The 19,613-nt window shown below is 70.7% G+C and carries 17 protein-coding genes; 7 read left to right on the top strand and 10 right to left on the bottom strand.

Annotation, left to right across the window (positions count from 1 at the left end):
• Window position 1 precedes the first annotated feature (1 nt).
• A complete protein-coding gene (locus HNR22_RS18035; protein WP_179781344.1) occupies window positions 2–781 on the bottom strand; it encodes a phosphodiesterase in 780 nt (259 codons plus the stop codon).
• Between the two features lie 222 nt (window positions 782–1,003).
• Here HNR22_RS18035 and HNR22_RS18040 point away from each other — a divergent pair, with 222 nt between their 5' ends.
• Window positions 1,004–2,413: a diguanylate cyclase gene (locus HNR22_RS18040; RefSeq protein ID WP_179781345.1), complete on the top strand. Its 1,410-nt coding sequence runs from the start codon at window positions 1,004–1,006 to the stop codon at window positions 2,411–2,413.
• A gap of 135 nt (window positions 2,414–2,548) precedes the next feature.
• Here the strand turns inward: HNR22_RS18040 and HNR22_RS18045 are convergent, their stop codons facing one another.
• Window positions 2,549–3,610: an aspartate-semialdehyde dehydrogenase gene (locus tag HNR22_RS18045; protein WP_088950591.1), complete on the bottom strand. Its 1,062-nt coding sequence runs from the start codon at window positions 3,608–3,610 to the stop codon at window positions 2,549–2,551.
• Window positions 3,611–3,615: 5 nt separating this feature from the next.
• Window positions 3,616–4,881, bottom strand: a complete 1,266-nt coding sequence (locus tag HNR22_RS18050; protein WP_088950592.1) for an aspartate kinase — start codon at window positions 4,879–4,881, stop codon at window positions 3,616–3,618.
• Between the two features lie 259 nt (window positions 4,882–5,140).
• On the opposite strand from HNR22_RS18050, the gene HNR22_RS18055 reads away from it, so the two are divergent.
• Both HNR22_RS18055 and HNR22_RS18060 read left to right on the top strand, forming a co-directional pair.
• Window positions 5,141–5,929 (top strand): hypothetical protein, encoded by a 789-nt coding sequence (locus HNR22_RS18055; RefSeq protein WP_343059859.1) that lies wholly within the window; start codon window positions 5,141–5,143, stop codon window positions 5,927–5,929.
• A gap of 84 nt (window positions 5,930–6,013) precedes the next feature.
• On the top strand, window positions 6,014–6,544 hold the full coding sequence (locus HNR22_RS18060; protein WP_179781346.1) for a nitroreductase family protein: 531 nt from the start codon (window positions 6,014–6,016) through the stop codon (window positions 6,542–6,544).
• A gap of 12 nt (window positions 6,545–6,556) precedes the next feature.
• Here HNR22_RS18060 and HNR22_RS18065 read toward each other — a convergent pair whose 3' ends face one another.
• Window positions 6,557–7,549 carry an ArsR/SmtB family transcription factor gene (locus HNR22_RS18065; protein WP_343059860.1) on the bottom strand — a complete coding sequence of 331 codons (993 nt, stop codon included), beginning with the start codon at window positions 7,547–7,549 and terminating at the stop codon, window positions 6,557–6,559.
• 71 nt (window positions 7,550–7,620) lie between these two features.
• Here HNR22_RS18065 and HNR22_RS18070 point away from each other — a divergent pair, with 71 nt between their 5' ends.
• On the top strand, window positions 7,621–8,892 hold the full coding sequence (locus HNR22_RS18070) for an MFS transporter (protein WP_179781348.1): 1,272 nt from the start codon (window positions 7,621–7,623) through the stop codon (window positions 8,890–8,892).
• A gap of 237 nt (window positions 8,893–9,129) precedes the next feature.
• Window positions 9,130–10,881: a 2-isopropylmalate synthase gene (gene leuA, locus HNR22_RS18075; RefSeq protein WP_179781349.1), complete on the top strand. Its 1,752-nt coding sequence runs from the start codon at window positions 9,130–9,132 to the stop codon at window positions 10,879–10,881.
• Window positions 10,882–10,906: 25 nt separating this feature from the next.
• Here the strand turns inward: leuA and HNR22_RS18080 are convergent, their stop codons facing one another.
• A complete protein-coding gene (locus HNR22_RS18080) occupies window positions 10,907–12,400 on the bottom strand; it encodes an MFS transporter (protein WP_179781350.1) in 1,494 nt (497 codons plus the stop codon).
• Window positions 12,401–12,507: 107 nt separating this feature from the next.
• Here HNR22_RS18080 and HNR22_RS18085 point away from each other — a divergent pair, with 107 nt between their 5' ends.
• Both HNR22_RS18085 and HNR22_RS18090 read left to right on the top strand, forming a co-directional pair.
• Window positions 12,508–13,164 (top strand): GmrSD restriction endonuclease domain-containing protein, encoded by a 657-nt coding sequence (locus tag HNR22_RS18085; RefSeq protein ID WP_179781351.1) that lies wholly within the window; start codon window positions 12,508–12,510, stop codon window positions 13,162–13,164.
• Entirely contained in the window at window positions 13,140–13,529 is a 390-nt protein-coding gene (locus tag HNR22_RS18090) for a hypothetical protein (protein WP_179783604.1), read from the top strand. Before HNR22_RS18085 ends, HNR22_RS18090 begins: the two co-directional genes overlap by 25 nt.
• Before the next feature lie 62 nt (window positions 13,530–13,591).
• On the opposite strand, the gene HNR22_RS18095 is transcribed toward HNR22_RS18090, so the two are convergent.
• From HNR22_RS18095 to HNR22_RS18115, 5 genes are all read right to left on the bottom strand, one after another.
• Window positions 13,592–14,692, bottom strand: a complete 1,101-nt coding sequence (locus HNR22_RS18095; RefSeq protein ID WP_179781352.1) for an ABC transporter ATP-binding protein — start codon at window positions 14,690–14,692, stop codon at window positions 13,592–13,594.
• A complete protein-coding gene (locus HNR22_RS18100) occupies window positions 14,689–15,675 on the bottom strand; it encodes an ABC transporter ATP-binding protein (RefSeq protein ID WP_179781353.1) in 987 nt (328 codons plus the stop codon). The genes HNR22_RS18095 and HNR22_RS18100 overlap by 4 nt, the downstream gene beginning before the upstream one ends.
• A gap of 112 nt (window positions 15,676–15,787) precedes the next feature.
• Entirely contained in the window at window positions 15,788–16,747 is a 960-nt protein-coding gene (locus tag HNR22_RS18105; RefSeq protein WP_218908005.1) for an ABC transporter permease, read from the bottom strand.
• 65 nt (window positions 16,748–16,812) lie between these two features.
• Entirely contained in the window at window positions 16,813–17,820 is a 1,008-nt protein-coding gene (locus HNR22_RS18110; RefSeq protein ID WP_179781354.1) for an ABC transporter permease, read from the bottom strand.
• A 97-nt stretch (window positions 17,821–17,917) separates the two neighbouring features.
• On the bottom strand, window positions 17,918–19,591 hold the full coding sequence (locus tag HNR22_RS18115; protein WP_179781355.1) for an ABC transporter substrate-binding protein: 1,674 nt from the start codon (window positions 19,589–19,591) through the stop codon (window positions 17,918–17,920).
• Between the last annotated feature and the right edge of the window lie 22 nt (window positions 19,592–19,613).

Raw genomic sequence — 19,613 nt, forward strand, 5'->3', positions numbered from 1 at the left:
GTCAGAAGCCGCCGGTCTGGCCGGCGGCGTGGCTCACCTGCACGGTGTGTGTCACGCAGCCGCCCGCGTCGACCAGGTGCAGCAGGAAGGCGGTCGGCTCGTCGACCCAACCGAACTGCTCGTCGGCGCTCATGGTGAGGGCGCTCTGCCTCCAGGTACTGGGCGCCACGGTGAGCACAGTGCCCGCGTACGCCGTGGTGACGGCGCGGTGCAGGTGGCCAGCGGCTACCCGGACGACGTGCCGGTGCCGGCCGATCACCTCGGCGAGCGCGTCACCGTCGGCGAGCCGGATGGAGTCGGCCGCGGGGAAACCGACAGCTACCGGCGGGTGGTGCAGGCAGACCACGGCGGGCACCTCGGGTCGCCCGGCCAGCACCCCGTCGAGCCAGCCGAGCTGCTCTTCGCCGAGTTGGCCGCCGTCGCTGCCGGTGACGAGCGAATCGAGCACCACGACCGTCGCCGCCTCGTGGTCGACGTGGTAGTAGGCGGAGAAGCCGCCTCCGAGCCACGGCGTACCCCCGAAGGCGTCGAGCAGCGACTCCCGGTCGTCATGGTTGCCGGGAACGAGGTGCACCGGCAGCGGGAACCGGCCGATCAGCTCGCGCAGTGCCGCGTACTCGTCGGGTCGCCCGTGGTCGACCAGGTCACCGGTGATCACCACGCAGTCCGGTCGGGGCCGCGACGCGAGCACCCGGCCGAGCGCACGGTGCAGGCCCGCAGCCGGTGCGGCGGCGAGCAGGCCGGTGGTCAGGTGCGGGTCACTGAGCTGGGCGATGATCATGGGTCGCTCCTCCGCGCCGGGATCTCCACGCTATCGCCGGTCACCGTTTCGCGTTGCCCGCGACCAGGACCCACAGCCCGAAGCCCGAAGCCCACAGGCTGCGTCCACAGCCTGTGGATAGAACATGTGTACGACGCCCGTCGACTCCGCGAAGCCGGAAGTACGCTTGATCGCGCGGCTCGGCGACGCCGGGCTCCCTCCCCTACCTGGAACGACGTGCGAGTGGATCATCAGCGAGTCATCCGTGACGTCACCGTCCGCCTGCCGATGGCGTCGAGCACGCCGGAGGCCTGTCGGTGGACGGTCAGCGCACTGTCCCGCCACACCCCGGCGACCATCTCCGTACTGCTCGCGGTCCACGACCGCCTGCGCTGCGTCGCGGCGACCGGGGCCTGGCAGGTCTTCGCGACCGTGCCGGCGCGGACCGGCATCGTCGGCCGGGTGTACGACACCGGCACCCCGGCTGTCGTCCCGGACGTCACCGTCGACCCGGACTACCTACCCGTACGCCCGGACGTGACCGCCGAGCTGTGCGTACCGGTGCTGGACCCGACGGGCCGGGCGATCGGCGTCCTCGACCTGCAGTGGAGTGAGCCGATCGAGCTGGAGCCGTGGCGGGAGACGACGCAACAGCTGGCCGACCAGCTCGGCGCGCGGATCGCCGCCCTCGGTGGCCCACCGGCGGAGAGCCGCAGCGAGAAGCTTCTCCGGCACGCTGCCGCCCTCTCCTCCGCACCGACCGAGGCGGACGTGCTGGACGTGGCGGCCTGCGCCGCGCGCGAGGTCTCCGGCCTCTCCACAGCGGTGCTGCTGATCGCGGGGCAGCTCGGCGCACCCCCGGCGGTCCCGAGCGACCTGGAGACCCGGATCCGCGCCGAGCTGACCGAGGCGGGTCCGGCCGCACTGGTCCGGATGGTCGACCGGGCACACCGGTACGGCGCGGGGTACACGCTGGGCGAGGCGGGGCACCCGCCGACCGAGGACTATCGACCGCTGACCCGGGCGGGGGTGCGCACGCTGGTCGCCGTTCCGGTCGGGCCGCCGGACGTCGGCGGGGTGCTGCTGGTCGCCGACGAGCGGGCACTGCGCCCGGATCCGACCACGGTCAGCCTGATGGAACTGCTGGCCGGTCAGGCCTGGACGAGCCTGGACCGGCTGCGCACCCTGGCCCGGCTGCGCGAGCAGGCCAGCTCCGACCCGCTGACCGGGTTGCGGCACACCGGCCCGTTCGGGCAGCGGATCGCGGCGGCCACCCCGGGGCGTACGGCCCTGTTGGCGATCGACGTGGACGGCTTCAAGACCGTCAACGACACGTACGGCCACCAGGCCGGCGACCGCGTGCTGGTCGGGCTGGCCCGGGCGCTGGAGGGGGCGCTGCGCCACGGTGACGAGCTGTACCGCATCGGCGGCGACGAGTTCGTCGCGGTAATCGAGGTGAGCCGCCCGGAGGAGGCGGTCCGGATCGCCGAGCGGCTGACCGAGGCGGCCCGGCGAGTCGGCCGCACGATCAGCGTGGGCGTCGCGCTACCCCGCCCCGGCGAAACCCCCGACCGCACCCTGAGAAGAGCCGACCAGGCCCTGTACGCGGTGAAACGCCAAGGCCGAGACGGAGTCCACCTGTCCGCCGCGTAAGCCCAACCCCCACCCCGTCGATCATGCAGTTGTGGTGGGGAATATTTGCCGCTGCCGGTGTTAAATCGCCCACCACAACTCCATGATCGACCCCGGAGGCGGGGGCGGGGCGGGGGCGGGGGCGGGGAGCGCTGGTTAGGGGGTGCGGAGTTCTTTGGCTAGGAGCTCGGCGATCTGGGCGGTGTTGAGGGCCGCACCCTTGCGGAGGTTGTCGCCGGTCACGAAGAAGTCGAGGGCGCGGGGGTCGTCCAGGGCACGGCGGATCCGGCCGACCCAGGACGGGTCGGTGCCGACGGCATCGATCGGCATCGGGAACTCCCCGGCGGCGGGGTCGTCGACCAGGATCACCCCGGGTGCGTTGCGCAGCGCCTCGCGGGCGCCCTCGGCGTCCACCTCGGTGGCGAAGACCGCGTGCACGGCCACCGAGTGGGCGGTGACGACCGGCACCCGGACGCAGGTGGCGGACACCTTGAGGTCGGGCAGGCCGAGGATCTTCCGCGACTCGTTGCGGATCTTCATTTCCTCCGACGACCAGCCACCGTCTGCCGGCGAGCCGGCCCACGGCACCACGTTGAGCGCCATAGGTGCCGGGAACGGGCCCAGGTCGTCGCCGACCGCCTGCCGTACGTCGCCGGTGCGCGAGCCCAGCGCCCGATCGCCGGCGACCTTGGCGAGCTGGTCGTGCAGGATGTCGACGCCGGACTTGCCCGCGCCGGAAACCGCCTGGTACGAGGCGAGCACGAGCTCCCGTAGGCCGTACTCGCGGTGCAGCGGCGCGACCGCGACGATCATCGCGAGGGTGGTGCAGTTGGCGTTGGCGATGATGCCCCGGGGCCGGTTGCGGACCTGCTCGGGGTTGATCTCGGGCACGACCAGCGGGACGTCCCGGTCCATCCGGAACGCGCCGGAGTTGTCGACAGCGATCGCGCCTCGGGAGACGGCGATCGGTGCCCACTCGGCGGAGACCTCGTCGGGCACGTCGAACATGGCCACGTCGACCCCGTCGAATGCCTCGGGGGTCAGCGCCTGGACGACCATCTCCTCGCCCCGGCAGCGCACCCGGCGCCCGACCGAGCGTTCGGAGGCGAGCAGCCGGATCTCGCCCCAGACGTTGCGACGCCCGGTGAGCAGCTCACACATCACGGTGCCGACGGCACCGGTCGCTCCGACCACTGCGAGGGTGGGCAGCGCCGTCATCGGCGCTACCTACCCGTCCCCGCGTAGACCACGGCTTCGGTGTCGCCGCCCAGCTCGAACGCGTCGTGGATGGCGCGGACGGCGGCGTCGAGGTCGGTGTCCCGGCAGACCACGGAGACCCGGATCTCGGACGTGGAGATCATTTCGATGTTGACCCCGGCCGCGCCGAGCGCGGCGAAGAACCCGGCGGCCACACCGGGGTGCGAGCGCATGCCGGCACCGATCAGCGAGACCTTGCCGACGTGGTCGTCGTAGAGCAGGCCCTTGAACTTGACCGGCTCCTGGATCTTGCTGAGCGCGGCCATCGCGGTCGGGCCGTCGGTCTTGGGCAGGGTGAACGAGATGTCCGTCCGGCCGGTGCCCTCGGTGGAGACGTTCTGCACGATCATGTCGATGTTGATCTCGGCGCCGGCGACCGTGTCGAAGATCCGCGCGGCGGCGCCCGGCTCGTCGGGCACCCCGACGATCGTGATCTTGGCTTCGCTGCGGTCGTGCGCGACCCCGGTGATCAGTGCCTGCTCCACGGAAAGGTCCTCCATCGATCCGGTGACCATCGTGCCGGTGTTGGTCGAGTATGACGAACGGACGTGGATCGGCAACCCCGCCCGCCGGGCGTATTCCACGCTACGCAGGTGCAGAACCTTTGCGCCGCACGCGGCCAGCTCCAGCGTCTCCTCGTAGGTGATGTGCTTGATGTGCCGGGCGTTGGGCACGATCCGAGGGTCGGCGGTGAAGATGCCGTCCACGTCGGTGTAGATCTCGCAGACGTCGGCGTGCAGGGCTGCGGCGAGCGCCACGGCGGTGGTGTCCGAGCCGCCCCGGCCCAGGGTGGTGACGTCCTTGGTGTCCTGGGAGACGCCCTGGAAACCGGCCACGATGACCACCGAACCCTCGTCGAGCGCGCCCTTGAGGCGCCCGGGGGTGACGTCGATGATCCGCGCGCGGCCGTGCACCGAGGTGGTGATCACGCCGGCCTGGGAGCCGGTGAACGAGCGGGCTTCGTACCCCAGGTTGTGGATGGCCATGGCGAGCAGCGCCATGGAGATCCGCTCACCGGCGGTGAGCAGCATGTCCAGCTCGCGGCCCGGCGGCAGCGGGCTGACCTGGTTGGCCAGGTCGAGCAGTTCGTCGGTGGTATCCCCCATCGCGGAGACCACCACAACCACGTCGTCGCCGGCCTTGCGGGCGGCGACGATGCGCTCGGCCACCCGCTTGATCCGCTCGGCGTTGGCGACGGAGGACCCGCCGTACTTCTGCACCACGAGTGCCACGACGGTGCACTCCCTCCCAGTGACCCTGAGCGTGCCGACGCCGCCGGAACCGGGGCCGGCGGCGCGTGTCAGACCCCTTGAGGGTATCCGGCGGGCGACGACGGCGGGTCAGGTGATCCCACCATCCGGCCCGCACGGGCCGGCGAGGGCCGGTCCCACCAGGTCGGGCGGTACGCGGGCACGACCCCGTCCGACACGCCGGAACGAGCCCGGTACGCGTCGGCACCCACCAACGGCCGGCACCCACCAGAATGGGCCGGTGCCCGCCCTCATCCGCCCGACCGGCCGCGTGCTCTGGCCGCTCGTGATCGCCCTGCCAGCACTCCTGATTGCCTGCACCAGTTCGCAGCCCCCGAGCCCGACGCCCACGGAAACCGGGGCGGTCGAGGTGGAGGCGGCCCGGGACGAGCTTGCCGCGCTGGCCGCGGCCGCCCAGGACCGCCACCTGGTGGCGCAGTACGTGTACAGCCGGACGGGTCAACCGGACCGCACCATCGTCTTCACCAGCGCGAACGACGGCAGCTGGCGGGTCGACGTGCCGGGCGGCGCCCTGGGTGGCGCCGCCGACGTCTCGATGGCCGCCACGGCCGACGGGCTGTTCCAGTGCGCCCTGCCGTCGGCCGGCCGACCGGAGTCGGCGAGCTGCGTACGCCTCGGTGACCGCGACGACGCGATCCCGCGCCGGTCGGACCCCCGGATCCAGCATCCGCTCACCGACTGGCTGGACGTGCTCACCGACCGACGCGCGCCGTTGGCGGTGGCCCCGGCCAGCGCGCCGGAGGGCGTCACCGGCACCTGTTACTCGGTGGAGTCCACCTCGGCGTCGCTCAACGCCCCGCTGGACGTGGGCATCTACTGCTACGACCGGGACGGCACGCCGACCGGCGTGCGGACCGGAGCCGGGACGCTGCGGCTGGCCGCTGCACCCGGCCCGGCACCGGCCACCGTGCAGCTGGCCGGCCCGGTGGTGATCGACCGGGAGCCGCTCGACACCGCGGCGCCGCCGACCCCGGACCCGTCGGAGAGCCCGAGCGCGGGAACGTCCTGATCTTCGTCCCGTTACGGGTGCGTTTGACCACATTTTGCAAACCCGCCCTGAGCCGCGAATCACCCATACAGGACGATTCATGCCATGGCTGACCTGACCCCGCTGCTCGCCTACCGCTGGAGCCCCTGGGCCTTCGACCCCAGCGCCGAGCTGACCCCGGACGAGGCGGCCTCGCTGCTGGAAGCGGCGCGCTGGGCGCCCTCGGCGGAGAACCGGCAGCCCTGGCGGTTCGCCGTGGGCCACCGGGAAGACGAGACATGGAAGCGCATCCTGATCAGCCTCCCGGGGAGCGACCAGGGATGGGCTCGACACGCCGCCACCCTGGTGGTCGGCGCACACACCGGCGGCGACGCCGAGCGGGCCGCGTACGACCTCGGTCAGGCGATCGCCCACCTGACGTTGCAGGCCACCGCGCTCGGCCTGCACGTGCGCCAGCTCACCCGCTTCGACCAGGCCAGCCTCGCGACCGAGCTCGACCTGCCCGGCGACGTCCGTCCACTGGTGGTCGCCGCCGTGGGCCGGCTCGGGGACCCGTTCGCCCTCCCGCCCGACCTGCGTGCCCGGGAGATCGGCCTGCGCCGCCGCCGCCCGGTCGCCGACCTGCTGCTCGCCTGATCAACCCGTCGGTCATCCGCCCCGACTGGCCCGGAGCAGGACCCTCGCGGCGTCGCTGTTGCGGTAGAGGACGTGCCGACCCTGTCGGGACCGGTGGACCAGCCCGGCGGCGTGCAGCGCGGCCAGGTGCTGGGAGACGTTCCCGGCGGACATCCCGGTGAGTCGCGCCAGGCCGGTGGTGGTGGCCGCGGCGTCGAGCAGGTGCAGCAGGGCGGCACGGCCAGGGCCGATCACCCGGGCCAGCGGGTCGCCGGGCGGCGTGCCGGTCGCCTCCCAGAGCGTCCCGACCCCGCGGACCGGATACGCGCCGGCCGGCATGGAATCCTCCAGCAGGTTCCACAGCACCCGCCGCTCGGTGAACACCGTCGGGTTCAGCGCCAACCCACGACCGCGGAGGTCGAAGTCCCGCTCGAACGGGTCGTCGCTGACCACCCGGTCACCGTGCCAGCGCAGACTCGGGTGGAGCTGCTCGAAGAACTGACCGGCTCCGCCCTCGGCGAGCTGAGCGGCGCGGTACGCCACGTCGGCGTCGAGCAGCGCGCGCATCCGCGGCCAGTCCGGGGCGATCGCCTCGTCGTACCAGACCCGCACCGCGTCGACGAGCTGCGGCAGCAGCTCGCGGGGCTCGGCTAGCAGTGCCCGCCCGTACGCGCTCAACGGCCGACGCGGGGTGGTCGCCAGCAGATCCTGGACCACCACGTCCGGTGGCGTCGCCGCGATCTGGTCGAGCTGCTCGGCGATCTCCACGTTCGGACGGGCCGCCGGGGTGAGGAAGTCGGGCAGCCAGCAACGTGGCCGGGCCAGCTCCACCAGCGGTCGGACCCGGTCGGCCACCTCCGGACGACGCAGAGTCGCCCGGGCCCGGTCGATCCAGGGCAGATGCACCGCGTAGTGAATCGGGCTGGCCAGCGCCCACATGCTCATGACCGTCTCGTTGACCGGCGACACGGCGAGTCGCACTCCCGCAACGTCGGCCAGACTGAACCGCAACTCGGACAAGGGCACCCCCGGCGCAGGATTTGACTCAGCCTAAAAGGCTCGACCGAGGTCGTGGGGGCACGGTTCACTGCCGGGCCATGGGGGCCAGAGAAACCATCCGCATCGCTGTCCGAAACGTCGTACCGCCGGCCGGGCTGACCCGCGCCCTGGCCGTGCAGGCGATGGTCTACGCCGTCGGCAGCGGCCTGTTCCACGCCGGCAGCGCCGTCTTCTTCACCCGGGCGCTGGGGCTCAGCGCCGCCCAGGTCGGGCTGGGGCTGTCCATCGCGGCGGGGGTGTCGCTGCTGGGCACGGTGCCGCTGGGCGGGCTCACCGACCGGTACGGACCGCAGCGGGTCTGGATCGTCGGGCTGGTTCTGGACGCGGCGCTCTTCGCGACCTACCCGTTCGTGGGCGGCTTCGCCGGGTTCCTCGCCGTGGTGGTGGCGCTGGCCGCCGTGGAATCGGCGAGCGGCGTGGCGGTGCAGGTCTACTCGATCAACGCACTGGCCCCGGAAGAACGGGTCACGGCGATGGCGTACCAGCGCTCGTCGCTGAACGTCGGCTTCGGGCTGGGAGCGGTGATCAGCGGCCTGGTGCTGGCTGTGGACACCATCGAGGCGTACCGGGGGATGGTGTGGTTCATCTCGATGGTCTTCCTGGTCACGGCTATCTTCGTGCGGCGACTGCCCCGGCTGCCGCAGGTGGCCCGGCCGACGGAGCCGATGAGTCGCCTCGCCGTGCTGCGGGACCGCCCGTTCATGGTGGTGTCCCTGCTCTCCGGGCTGCTCACCGCGCACCAGACGCTCTACCTGACGGTGATGCCGCTGTGGATCCTCACCCACACCGACGCCCCGAAGACGATCATCGCCGGGCTGGTGCTGCTCAACACGGTCCTGATCGTGCTGCTCCAGGTACGCGCCAGCCGGGGCGCCGACACCGCGTCGGGCGCGGCTCGGGCCTCTCGCCGGGGAGCCCTGCTGATCGCCCTGTTCTGCCTGGTCCTGCCGATCTCCGGGCTGACCCGGGGCGCGCTCACCGTGGTGGTGCTGGTGGCCGCCGCGACGGTGCTGATCCTGGCCGAGCTGATCGAGTCGGCGGGCGCCTGGGGCCTCACCGCCACCCTGCCGCCGGCCGACCAGCGCGGCGCGTACGTGGGGGCGTTCCGGCTCGGCTCCCAGGTGCAGTACCTGATCGCCCCAGTCGGTCTGACCGCGCTCGGGGTGACCACCGGCGGGTGGGGATGGTTACCGGCCGCAGCGATCTTCGTGCTGGTCGGGCTGGCGATCGTACCCGTGGTGGGTTGGGCCGGGCGGACACCGCGGCTGGGTGCTGCGGCGCCGGAGCGGACCATGACGCCGGTCCCATAGTCCGGACCGACCTTCCCACCCCCCGTTTCATCACGTAGGGTGACCTGGTCATGTGGCAGGCGCTTGTTCTCCTTAGCCGCCGCGACGAGGCCTGACCGGCCGGCACCTCGTCGCGGAGTTGCATCGCGCCGTCCAGCACATCCGAGTTTCTTCTCGGCACCGCCGCGCACCGTTGCCCGGCATCTCGCCGACACCTTCCGATCTGCTGACGCCACATGTTCCAGGGAGCACTCTGAGATGGCTCAACCTGTCACCGACGCCGAGACCGACCCGTTCGCTCGGCAACGCCCGAGCCGGATGCCGTACCACCGCTACCAGCCGTACCAGGAGCAGTTCCGGGTCGAACTGCCCGACCGCACCTGGCCCACCCGCGCCGTCGAGGCCGCCCCTCGCTGGTGCGCCGTGGATCTCCGCGACGGCAACCAGGCCCTGATCGACCCGATGTCGCCCGAGCGCAAGCGGCGGATGTTCCAGCTGCTGGTCCAGATGGGCTACAAGGAGATCGAGGTCGGCTTCCCGTCGGCCAGCCAGACCGACTTCGACTTCGTCCGGCAGCTCATCGAGCAGGACATGATCCCGGACGACGTGACCATCCAGGTGCTCACGCAGTGCCGGGAGCACCTCATCGAGCGGACCTTCGAGTCGCTGCGCGGCGCGAAGCGGGCCATCGTGCACTTCTACAACTCGACCTCCACCCTCCAGCGCAGGGTGGTCTTCGGCCTCGATCGGGACGGCATCTCCGACATCGCCACGACCGGCGCGCGGCTCTGCCAGAAGTACGCGGAGATCCACACCCCGGACACCGACATCTTCTACGAGTACTCGCCGGAGTCGTACACGGGCACCGAGCTGGAGTACGCGCTGGAGGTCTGCTCCCGGGTGATCGACGTGATCGACCCGACGCCGGACCGGCCGCTGATCATCAACCTGCCGGCCACCGTCGAGATGGCCACCCCCAACGTGTACGCCGACTCTATCGAGTGGATGCACCGGCACCTGCCGCGCCGCGACAGCGTGATCCTGAGCCTGCACCCGCACAACGACCGGGGCACCGGGGTGGCCGCCGCCGAGCTGGGCCTGCTGGCGGGCGCGGACCGGATCGAGGGCTGCCTGTTCGGCAACGGCGAGCGCACCGGCAACGTGGACCTGGTGACGCTGGGGCTCAACCTCTTCTCCCAGGGCATCGACCCGATGATCGACTTCTCGAACATCGACGAGATCCGGCGCGCGGTTGAATACTGCAACCAACTGCCGGTGCACGAGCGCCACCCGTACGCGGGCGACCTGGTCTACACCGCCTTCTCCGGCTCCCACCAGGACGCCATCAAGAAGGGCTTCGACGCCCTGGCCGCCGACGCGAAGGCTGCCGGCGTACCGGTGGACGAGCACACCTGGGCCGTGCCGTACCTGCCGATCGACCCGAAGGACCTGGGCCGCACCTACGAGGCGGTCATCCGGGTCAACTCGCAGTCCGGTAAGGGCGGCGTCGCGTACATCATGAAGAGCGAGCACCAACTGGACCTGCCCCGGCGGCTCCAGATCGAGTTCTCCGGGGTGGTGCAGCAGGTCACCGACCACGACGGTGGCGAGGTCGACCCGGGCGCCATGTGGGAGATCTTCGCGACGCACTACCTGCTCGACCACCAGCCCGACCCGGCGGTCCGGTTGGCCAGCTACACGATCGGCACGATCGACGGCAAGGTCGAGATCGAGGCCCAGGTCGGCGTGGGCGACGAGCGGCGCACGCTCGCCGCGGTCGGCAACGGCCCGATCGACGCGTACGTCAACGCGCTGCACTCGATCGGGGTGGGCGTGCGGGTGCTCGACTACCACGAGCACGCGCTCTCCTCCGGTGGGGACGCGCAGGCCGCCGCGTACGTGGAGTGCGAGGTGGACGGTCGGACGGTCTGGGGTGTCGGCACCGACGCCAACATCGTCACCGCCTCGATCAAGGCGGTCACCAGCGCCGTCAACCGCGCCCGCCGCTGACCGACGCGCGACACCCCCGGGGCAGCTACTTCGGGGGTGTCGCGGCGGGCATCGAGTGGCAGGGCTGCGACGGCGGGGCTGCCCGGGGCGGTCGGTGCACCAGCACGAGGGCCAGCACCGCCCCGGCCACGAGCAGGCCGGCGCACCATTCCATCGCGCCCCGGAACGCGTCGGTCAGCTCGGCCTTCTGCTCGTACCCGCCCCCGGACAGGCCGACCAGCAGCGGCAGCGCCGCCACCGCGAGCAGCCCACCGGCCCGGGACGCCGCGTTGTTGAAGCCGCTGGCGACACCGGAGAACCGGTCCTGCACGGCGGCCAGCACCGACGCGGTCAGTGGTGCCACGACCAGGGTCAGCCCGATGCCGAAGAGCAGCACCCCGGGCAGCACGTCGGTCCAGTACGACGCGCCCGGTCGCACGCCGCGCAGCAGCAACAGACCGATCGCGGCCACCACCGGCCCGATGGCCAACGGCAGCCGCGGGCCGATCCGGGCCGACAACGCCCCAGCTCGGGCCGACCCGACCAACAGCAGCAGGGTCATCGGCAGCAGCGCGATGCCGGTGCGGAAGGCCGACCACTCGACCACGTTCTGCAGGTAGACGGCGAAGAAGAAGGTGAAGCCGCCGAGCGCCGCGTAGACGACCACGGTGAAGATGTTCAGCACCGAGAAGAGCCGGCTGCTGAACAGCCCGGTGGGCAGCATCGCGGCGTCGCCACGCCGCCGTTCCAACAGGACGAAGGACACCGCCGACAGCACTCCGACCAGCGCCGCGATGAGCACCGGCGCGGAGTCGAAACCGCGCGCCGGGGCGTCGATCAGGGCGTACGTGACGCCGGCGAGCGCGAGTGCTCCGAGCAGGGCTCCCGCGACGTCGAACCGCCGTCGGGTCCGCCCCGGGTCTTCGGTCCGGGAGGCGCTCTCGTCGCGACTCTCCGGCACCCAGCGCATCGCGGCCAGCACCACCAGCACGGCGATCGGCAGGTTGAGGAAGAAGATCCAGCGCCAGGAGAGCGCGTCGATCAGCCAGCCGCCGATGAACGGGCCGAGCGCGGTGGACACCCCGGACAGCCCGGCCCAGGCGCCGATCGCCCGGCCCCGGTCGTCCGGGTGGAAGCCGGACTGGAGCACCGACAGCGACCCGGGCGTGAGCAACGCGCCACCGGCACCCTGGAGGAACCGGGCCGCGATCAGCCAACCGGTGCCCTGGGCCAGCCCGCACAGCACGGACGCGGCGGTGAACCAGACCACGCCGATGAGGAAGATGCGTCGCCGACCGAAGCGGTCCCCGAGTGCGCCGCCGAGCAGCACGAACGCCGCCAGCATCAACAGGTAGCCGTTGATGGTCCACTGGAGATCGGCCACGTTCGCGCCGAGATCCTGCCCGAGCTTCGGCAGCGCCACGTTGACGACAGTGCTGTCGAGGAAGACCATGCCTGAGGCGAGTACAGCGGCGAGCAGCGTCCCACGGCCGGCGGCAGTGCCCATCCGGAGGGCAGACGCCGGTACGGGTGCGGTCATCCCACCAATCTGCCCTGCATGATGTGGGAGACGCCACGAAATGCCAAAACCATCCCCGGGTACTGTGCGCAATCGCCGGGAGACCGCAAGCTGGAGAGGTGTCGTCTGTGCGTACCACATCAGGACCGCGAGCGGCGGTGGTCGCGCTCGCCGCGACGCTGGCGCTCGGCGTGGCCGGTTGCGTCCCGCAGGACGAGCCGGACACTCCGCCGTCGAGTGACGGCGGCAATGCCGTGCAGCAGCTCGGTCAGCTCACCGTCGCCACCGCCGGCTCGATGAAGGGCTACAGCCGGGACCACTTCCCGCACTGGCGGGACACCGGCAAGAACTGCGACGTGCGGGACAGCATTCTCCAGCGCGACGGCAAGGACGTGAAACTCTCCGGCTGCAACGTGGTCGGTGGTCGCTGGGAGAGCGTGTACGACGGCCGCAGTGCCGCCGATCCCGCCGATGTGGACATCGATCACATGGTGCCGTTGGCCAACGCGTGGCGCTCGGGTGCCGACGAGTGGGATGACCGCAAGCGCGGCGACTTCGCCAACGACACGACACGTCCGCAGCTCCTCGCGGTTTCCGCGTCCTCGAACCGGGCAAAGGGTGACCAGGACCCGTCCCAGTGGAAGCCGGCGAACCGCGAGTACTGGTGCAAGTACGCCGAAAGCTGGGTGACGGTCAAGCACTACTGGCGGCTGACGGTGACCAGCGCCGAGAAGGCTGCCCTGACCGACATGTTGGAGGGCTGCACAGTGGGAAACGAGTCGTGACGGCCGCCGAGGAGAGCGGCCCGGCCGCCGCCGGCATGACCGCGGACGGCACCGCCGAGACACCCGCCGCCGTGCCGGGTGCCGGCATGGTCGCCGATTCGGGCGGCGCGGCTGGCCCGCAGAGCCGCACCGCCGACATCGTGCCCGGTCCTGGCGGGGTGATGACCGACGAGGTCGGCGTCGTCACCGGCGACCTGACCCTGCGCACCGAGTACGCGGACGGCAAGGTCACCCTGCGGGTGCAGTACAAGGACGCCGACGAGTGGTACGTGGTCACCGGCGCGTCGGTGGCGTTGGCCGACCCGGCAGGGCTGGACGCGGTGCACGGCGTCGCGGTGGGCCTGCTCAACCGCCCGCAGGGCTGAACCGCCGCCGCACGGCTGAACCGCCCAGGGGCCGTCCCGGGACGGGACGGCCCCTGGCGGTGTCACGGGGTCGGGATCAGCTCGCCCGGGGGGTCGACTGGACCTGTGCCCTCCACCGGACGGACCAACTCGACCTCGACCTCGTGCGGCCGGATCCGGCCGGCGGCGATGTCCTCGGCGAAGTGGCAGGCCACCCGGTGCCCGCCGACCACGTCGCGCAGTGCCGGCCGCTCGTCGGAGCACCGGGTCGGCTGGGCCCACGGGCACCGGGTGTGGAACCGGCAGCCCGACGGCGGGTTGGTCGGGGAGGGCAGGTCACCGGCGAGCAGGATGCGCTCCCGGCGGTCCTCCACCAGCGGGTCGGGCACCGGCACCGCCGACATGAGAGCCCGGGTGTACGGGTGCATCGGCTCGCGGTAGAGGTCGTCGCTGGACGCCTCCTCCACCAGCCCGCCCAGGTACATGACGCCTACCGTGTCGGCGATGTGCCGGACCACCGCCAGATCGTGCGCGATGATCAGGTACGTCAGCCCACGCTCGTTCTGCAGGTCCTCCAGCAGGTTGAGCACCTGCGCCTGGATCGACACGTCCAGCGCGGAGACCGGCTCGTCGGCGACGATCAGGTCCGGGTTGAGCACCAGCGCCCGGGCGATGCCGATCCGCTGGCGCTGGCCGCCGGAGAACTCGTGCGGGTACTTGCCCAGCGCCGACGCGGGCAGGCCGACCGCCTCCAGCGTCTCGCGCAGCCGCCGGTTCGTCTCCGCCTTGTCGCCGGCCAGCCCGTGCGCCTTGAGCCCCTCCACCAGCAGGGACTCCACCGACTGTCGGGGGTCGAGGCTGGACAGCGGGTCCTGGAAGATCATCTGCATCCGGCGGCGGGCCTGGCGCATCGCCTCGCCCTTGAGAGCACGGACGTCGGTGCCGTCGAAGACGATCTCACCCTCGGTGGGTTCGACGAGTCGCAGCAGGCCCCGGCCCAACGTCGACTTGCCACAGCCCGACTCGCCGACCAGGCCGTACGTCTCACCCTTGCGGATGCTCAGTGACACGCCGTCCACTGCGTAGACGTAACCGACGGTCCGGTCGAAGAGCAGGCCGCTCTTGATCGGAAAGTGGACCTTGATGTCGCGCAGCTCGATCAGCGGAGTGGTCTCTTCGGTCATCGGACCGCCACCTCCTCGGAGACGGGGTTGTTGCAGCGGAGGTCGCCGCCGGTGGCGGTGGGTTCGAGCGGCGGAGGCCCTTCCAGGCACGCGTCCACGACGTTGTCGCAGCGCGGCGCGAACGCGCACCCCTCGACCCAGGGGATGTTGTCGGAGACCGACCCGCGGATCGCGTGCAGCCGCTCACCCCGGGGCGAGTCGAGCCGGGGCACCGAGCTGAGCAGCCCGTGCGTGTACGGGTGCCGGGCGTGCGCGAACAGCTCGTGCCGCCGTTCCCGTTCGACCACCTTGCCGCCGTAGAGCACGTTGACCGTGTCGCAGAGCCCGGCCACCACGCCCAGATCGTGCGTGATCATGACCAGCGCGGTGCCGGTGTCATCAACCAACTGCTTGAGCAGAGTGAGGATCTGCGCCTGGATGGTCACGTCGAGCGCCGTGGTCGGCTCGTCGGCGATCAGCAACCGAGGCTTGCAGGCCAGCGCGATGGCGATCAGCGCGCGCTGGCGCATACCTCCGGAGATCTGGTGCGGATACTCCGAGAGCCGCCGCTGCGGGTCGGGGATACCGACCGCATCGAGCAGGTCCCGTGACTCCCGCAGCGCCTGCTTGCGGTCCCGGCCCTGGTGACGCTCCAACACCTCGGCGACCTGGACCCCGATCGGGATGACCGGATTCAGCGAGGAGAGCGGGTCCTGGAAGATCATGCTGATCTCCCGGCCGCGCCGGTCGCGCATGTCGTCCGGGCGCAGCTTCAGCAGGTCGGTGCCCTCGAAGAGCACCTCCCCGGTGACCTTGTTGCCCCGCTTGGGCAGCAGGCCCATGATGGCCAGGCTGGTCACGCTCTTGCCGCAGCCGGACTCGCCGACCAGGCCGACGGTCTGCCCAGGCTCCACGGTGAAACTGACCTTGTCGACGGCGGTGAAGGGTCGCTCGCCTCGCCGCTGGAACACGACGCTCAGGTCACGGACGTCGAGCAGGCTCATCGGGTCACTTCCTCACTGCTGTGGTCCTTCGCTCGCGACTGTGGGGCTCGCGAGCTCACTCCTCGGGCTCGCCCGAGGCAGGGTGCGGCCGTGCTGGTTGCGCGCACGGCGGTCACCGCCGGTTCTTCGGGTCGATGGCCTCGCGCATCGCCTCGCCCAGCAGGGTGAAGCCGAGCGCGACCACGATGATCGCGAGCGCCGGGTAGTACGCCAGCTCCGGGCGGACCTCGAAGTAACGCTGACCGTCGACACCGAGCATCAGGCCCCACTCGGCCCGGTTGATGTCCGGGTCACCGAGGCCCAGGAAGGAGAGCGCCGCAGCGTCCAGGATGGCCACCGCGAAGGTCAGGGTGGCCTGCACGATCACCGCGGTGAGCGAGTTGGGCAGCATGTGCCGCAGCACGATGTTGCGCTCCTTGACGCCGAGCGCGCGGGCGGCGAGCACGTGGTCGCTCTCCCGCTGGGCGAGCATCGAGCCGCGGAGCAGCCGGGCGAAGATCGGCACGCTCACGATGGCCACCGCGAAGATGACCGTCCACTGGCTCGACCGGCTGGCCATCGCGACCAGGGTGATCGCGAGCAGCAGGCTCGGCAGGGCCAGCATCACGTCGGTGAGGCGCATCAGAACCACGTCGACCCAGCCCCCGAAGGCACCGGCGATCGCGCCGATCAGCACGCCGAGCGCGAGACCGATGAGGGTGGCGAGCACGCCCACGAAGAGCGTCTGCCGGGCGCCGTAGATCATGCGGGACAGGAAGTCCCGGCCGAGCGGATCGGAGCCGAACGGGAACTCGCTGCTGGCCCCCGGGATGGTGTCCACCGTGAGGCCCTTCGTCAGCTCGTCGAAGCGCTGCACCGGATCGTGCGGCGCGATCAGCGGAGCGAAGAGCGCCACCAGGACGAACAGCCCCACGATGACGGCCCCGACGATGGCGACGGGGTTGCGCCGCAGTCGGCGTACGGCATCGCGGACGAGGCTGATTCCGCCCCGGTCGGCCGCACTCGCCTGCGCCAGCTCGTCCAGCCGTGCCTTCTTGCGGTCGCCGAGCAGGCCGATGCTGCGCTCGCTCATGCCGGGGCGGGGCTTGTCGTCCCCGGGGCGGGGAGCCGGCGTGCCGGCCTGGGTGATCGGGTCACTCATCGCACACGCACCCTCGGGTCGATGAAGGCGTAGGAGAGGTCGACCAACAGGTTGACCACCACGAATACCAGCGCGGCCAGCAGGATGATCGCCTGGAGCACCGGATAGTCCCGGCCGCCGCTGATCGAGTCGGTGATCAGCGTGCCGATGCCGCCCCAGTTGTAGACCTTCTCGGTGAGCACCGCGCCGGAGAGCAGCGCACCGGTCTGCAGGCCGATGGTGGTGACCACCGGCAGCAACGCGTTGCGCAGGATGTGCCGACCGCGGATGGTGCGGTGCCGCAGGCCCTTGGCCTCGGCGGTCCGTACGTAGTCCTCGTTGAGCACGTCGAGCACGCTGGCCCGGGTGATCCGCACGATCACCGCCAGCGGGATGGTGGCGAGCGTGATCGCGGGCAGGATCAGGTGCCACAACGCGTCTGCGCTGGCGTCGAACTCCCGGGTCAACAGGCCGTCGAGGACGAAGAACCCGGTGACGTTCGTGTTGTCCAGGCCGGTGGTGAGCCGCCCGGACGGCGGGAACCAGTGGATGTTCTGGGTGAAGACGTCCTTGAGCAGGTAGCCCAGGAAGAAGATCGGGATGGAGATGCCGAGGAGGGTGCCGGCGATGGTGAGGTTGTCCGGCCACCGTCCGCGCCAGCGGGCGGCGAGGTAACCGAGCGGTATTCCGAGGCCGACGGCGATGATCATCGCGGCGAGGGCCAGCTCGATGGTGGCCGGGAAGGCTCGGCTGATGACCTCGGTGACCGGGTCACCGGTCCGGATCGAGTTGCCGAAATCGCCAGTCACCACCCGCTGCATGAACTTGCCGTACTGCACCAGGATCGGCTGGTCGTAGCCGAGCGCCTTGGTCAGCAGCTCACGACGCTCGGGCGTGGCCCGCTCGCCGAGCAACGCCTCAACCGTGCCGCCGGGTAGGTTCCGCAGCCAGATGAAGATCAGCGCTGACAGCGCTATCAGGGTCACCACCAGCTGCAACAGGCGGCGGATTATGACTCGCAACATCTCTCACACACCAGACTCTCAAAGATCGCGGATCGGCCCGGGCCGGGAGGAACCCCGGACCCGGGCCGATCACGCCTACGGCCTCAGCCGAGGGACGTCACTTGCTGATGCTGACCGTGTTGAATCGCTCGTCGGTCAGCGGGCTGGCCACCAGGCCCTTGACATCCTTGGTGACGACGATGGCCGGCGGGGCGTGCCAGACCGGCACGGCCGGCAGCCACTTGGCGGCGATGTCCCGGTTGACCTGCTCCCAGGCCGCCTTCTTGCCCGCGTCGTCGACGGTGGCGTCGGCCTTCTCGATGGCGTCGAACATCTCGGTCATCGCCTGGTCGCCGAACTCGGCCTTGGCGCGGCCGAAGAACGTGCCGACGAAGTTGCCCGGGTCGTTGTAGTCACCGGTCCAGCCGAGGATGTGCAGGTCGTGCTTGCCGAACTGCTGCACGTCGTCCTTGAAGCCACCGTTCCACGGGCGCGGCGTCGCGTTGACCTTGATACCGACGGCCTGGAGGTCGTTGGCGAGGACGGTGAAGATCTCCTGCGGGTTCGGCATGTACGGCCGGGAGACGTCCGGCGGGTAGTAGAAGTTGAGCGTCAGACCCTCGGCGCCAGCGTCCTTGAGGAGCTGCTTGGCCTTCTCCGGGTTGTACTCGTACTTCTGCACGTCCGGGGCGTAGCCGAGCACGGTGTCCGGCATGAACTCGTCAGCGACCTTCGCGCCACCCGGGCCCTTGGTCTGCACCAGCTGCTGACGGTTGAGCGCGTAGGCGATCGCCTGGCGCACCCGCAGGTCCTTCAGCTTCGGGTTCTTCTGGTTGATGCCGAGGTAGAGGATGTTGAAGGCCGGGCGGTTGATGACCTGGAAGCCCTCGCCCTCAAGCGCCTTGCGGTCGGCCGGGGCCGGGAAGTCGATGCCCTGGACGGTGCCGGCACGGAGCTCCTGCTTGCGGGTGCTCTCGTCCTTGATGACCTTGATGATCATCTTGTCCACCTTGGCCTTGTCGCCAAAGTAGTCCGCGTTGCGGTTCAGGGTGATCTCGTTCTTGGCCTTGTCCCAGCCACCGAAGGTGAACGGCCCGGTGCCGACCGGGTTGGTGGTGGCGAAGGCGCTGTACTCGAACGAGTCGCCGTTCTGCTTCACCGCGTCGGCGTCGTACTTCTTCAGCGCCTCGGGGCTCGCGATCGACAGCGAGGTCAGCGCGAAGGCACCCGGGAAGGCGCCCTTGTACTTGTTCAGGGTCAGGACGGCGGTCCCGTCGTCCTTGGCCTCGCACTTGTTGTAGATCGACTCGCCGGCGCCCTCGGCCTCGTTCTTGGCGAACCCGCCGAAGGTGTCCATGTAGTAGATCATCTGGGACTGGGCGGCAGCGCCCTTCATGTTGTACCAGCGGTCGAAGTTGAAGCAGACCGCGGCAGCGTTGAACGGGGTGCCGTCGTGGAACTTCACTCCCTGGCGGAGCTTGAACGTCCAGACCTTGCCGGCCGGGTCGTGCTCCCAGGTCTCGGCCAGACCGCCCTGAAGCTCCGCCGTACCCGGCTTGTGGCTCACCAGGGTGTCGAACATCTGCCGGACCGGCCGGAACGACTCGCCGTCATCGTTGAAGATCGGATCAAAGTTCTTCGGATCGCCGGCACCCGCGAAGATGAAGGTGCCGCCAGTCTTGGCTTCGCCAGTGTCACCGTCGCGCTCGCTCTCCGCGCAGCCGGCCGCGCCGACCGCCAGAGCGGCAACGGCCGCGATGGCCACAGCCGTTTTTAGCCTTCTCGCCTGCATCTCTCACCTCTGTCATGCGGAT

It is taken from the genome of Micromonospora jinlongensis, assembly GCF_013410645.1.
Taxonomy (GTDB): Bacteria; Actinomycetota; Actinomycetes; order Mycobacteriales; family Micromonosporaceae; genus Micromonospora; species Micromonospora zamorensis.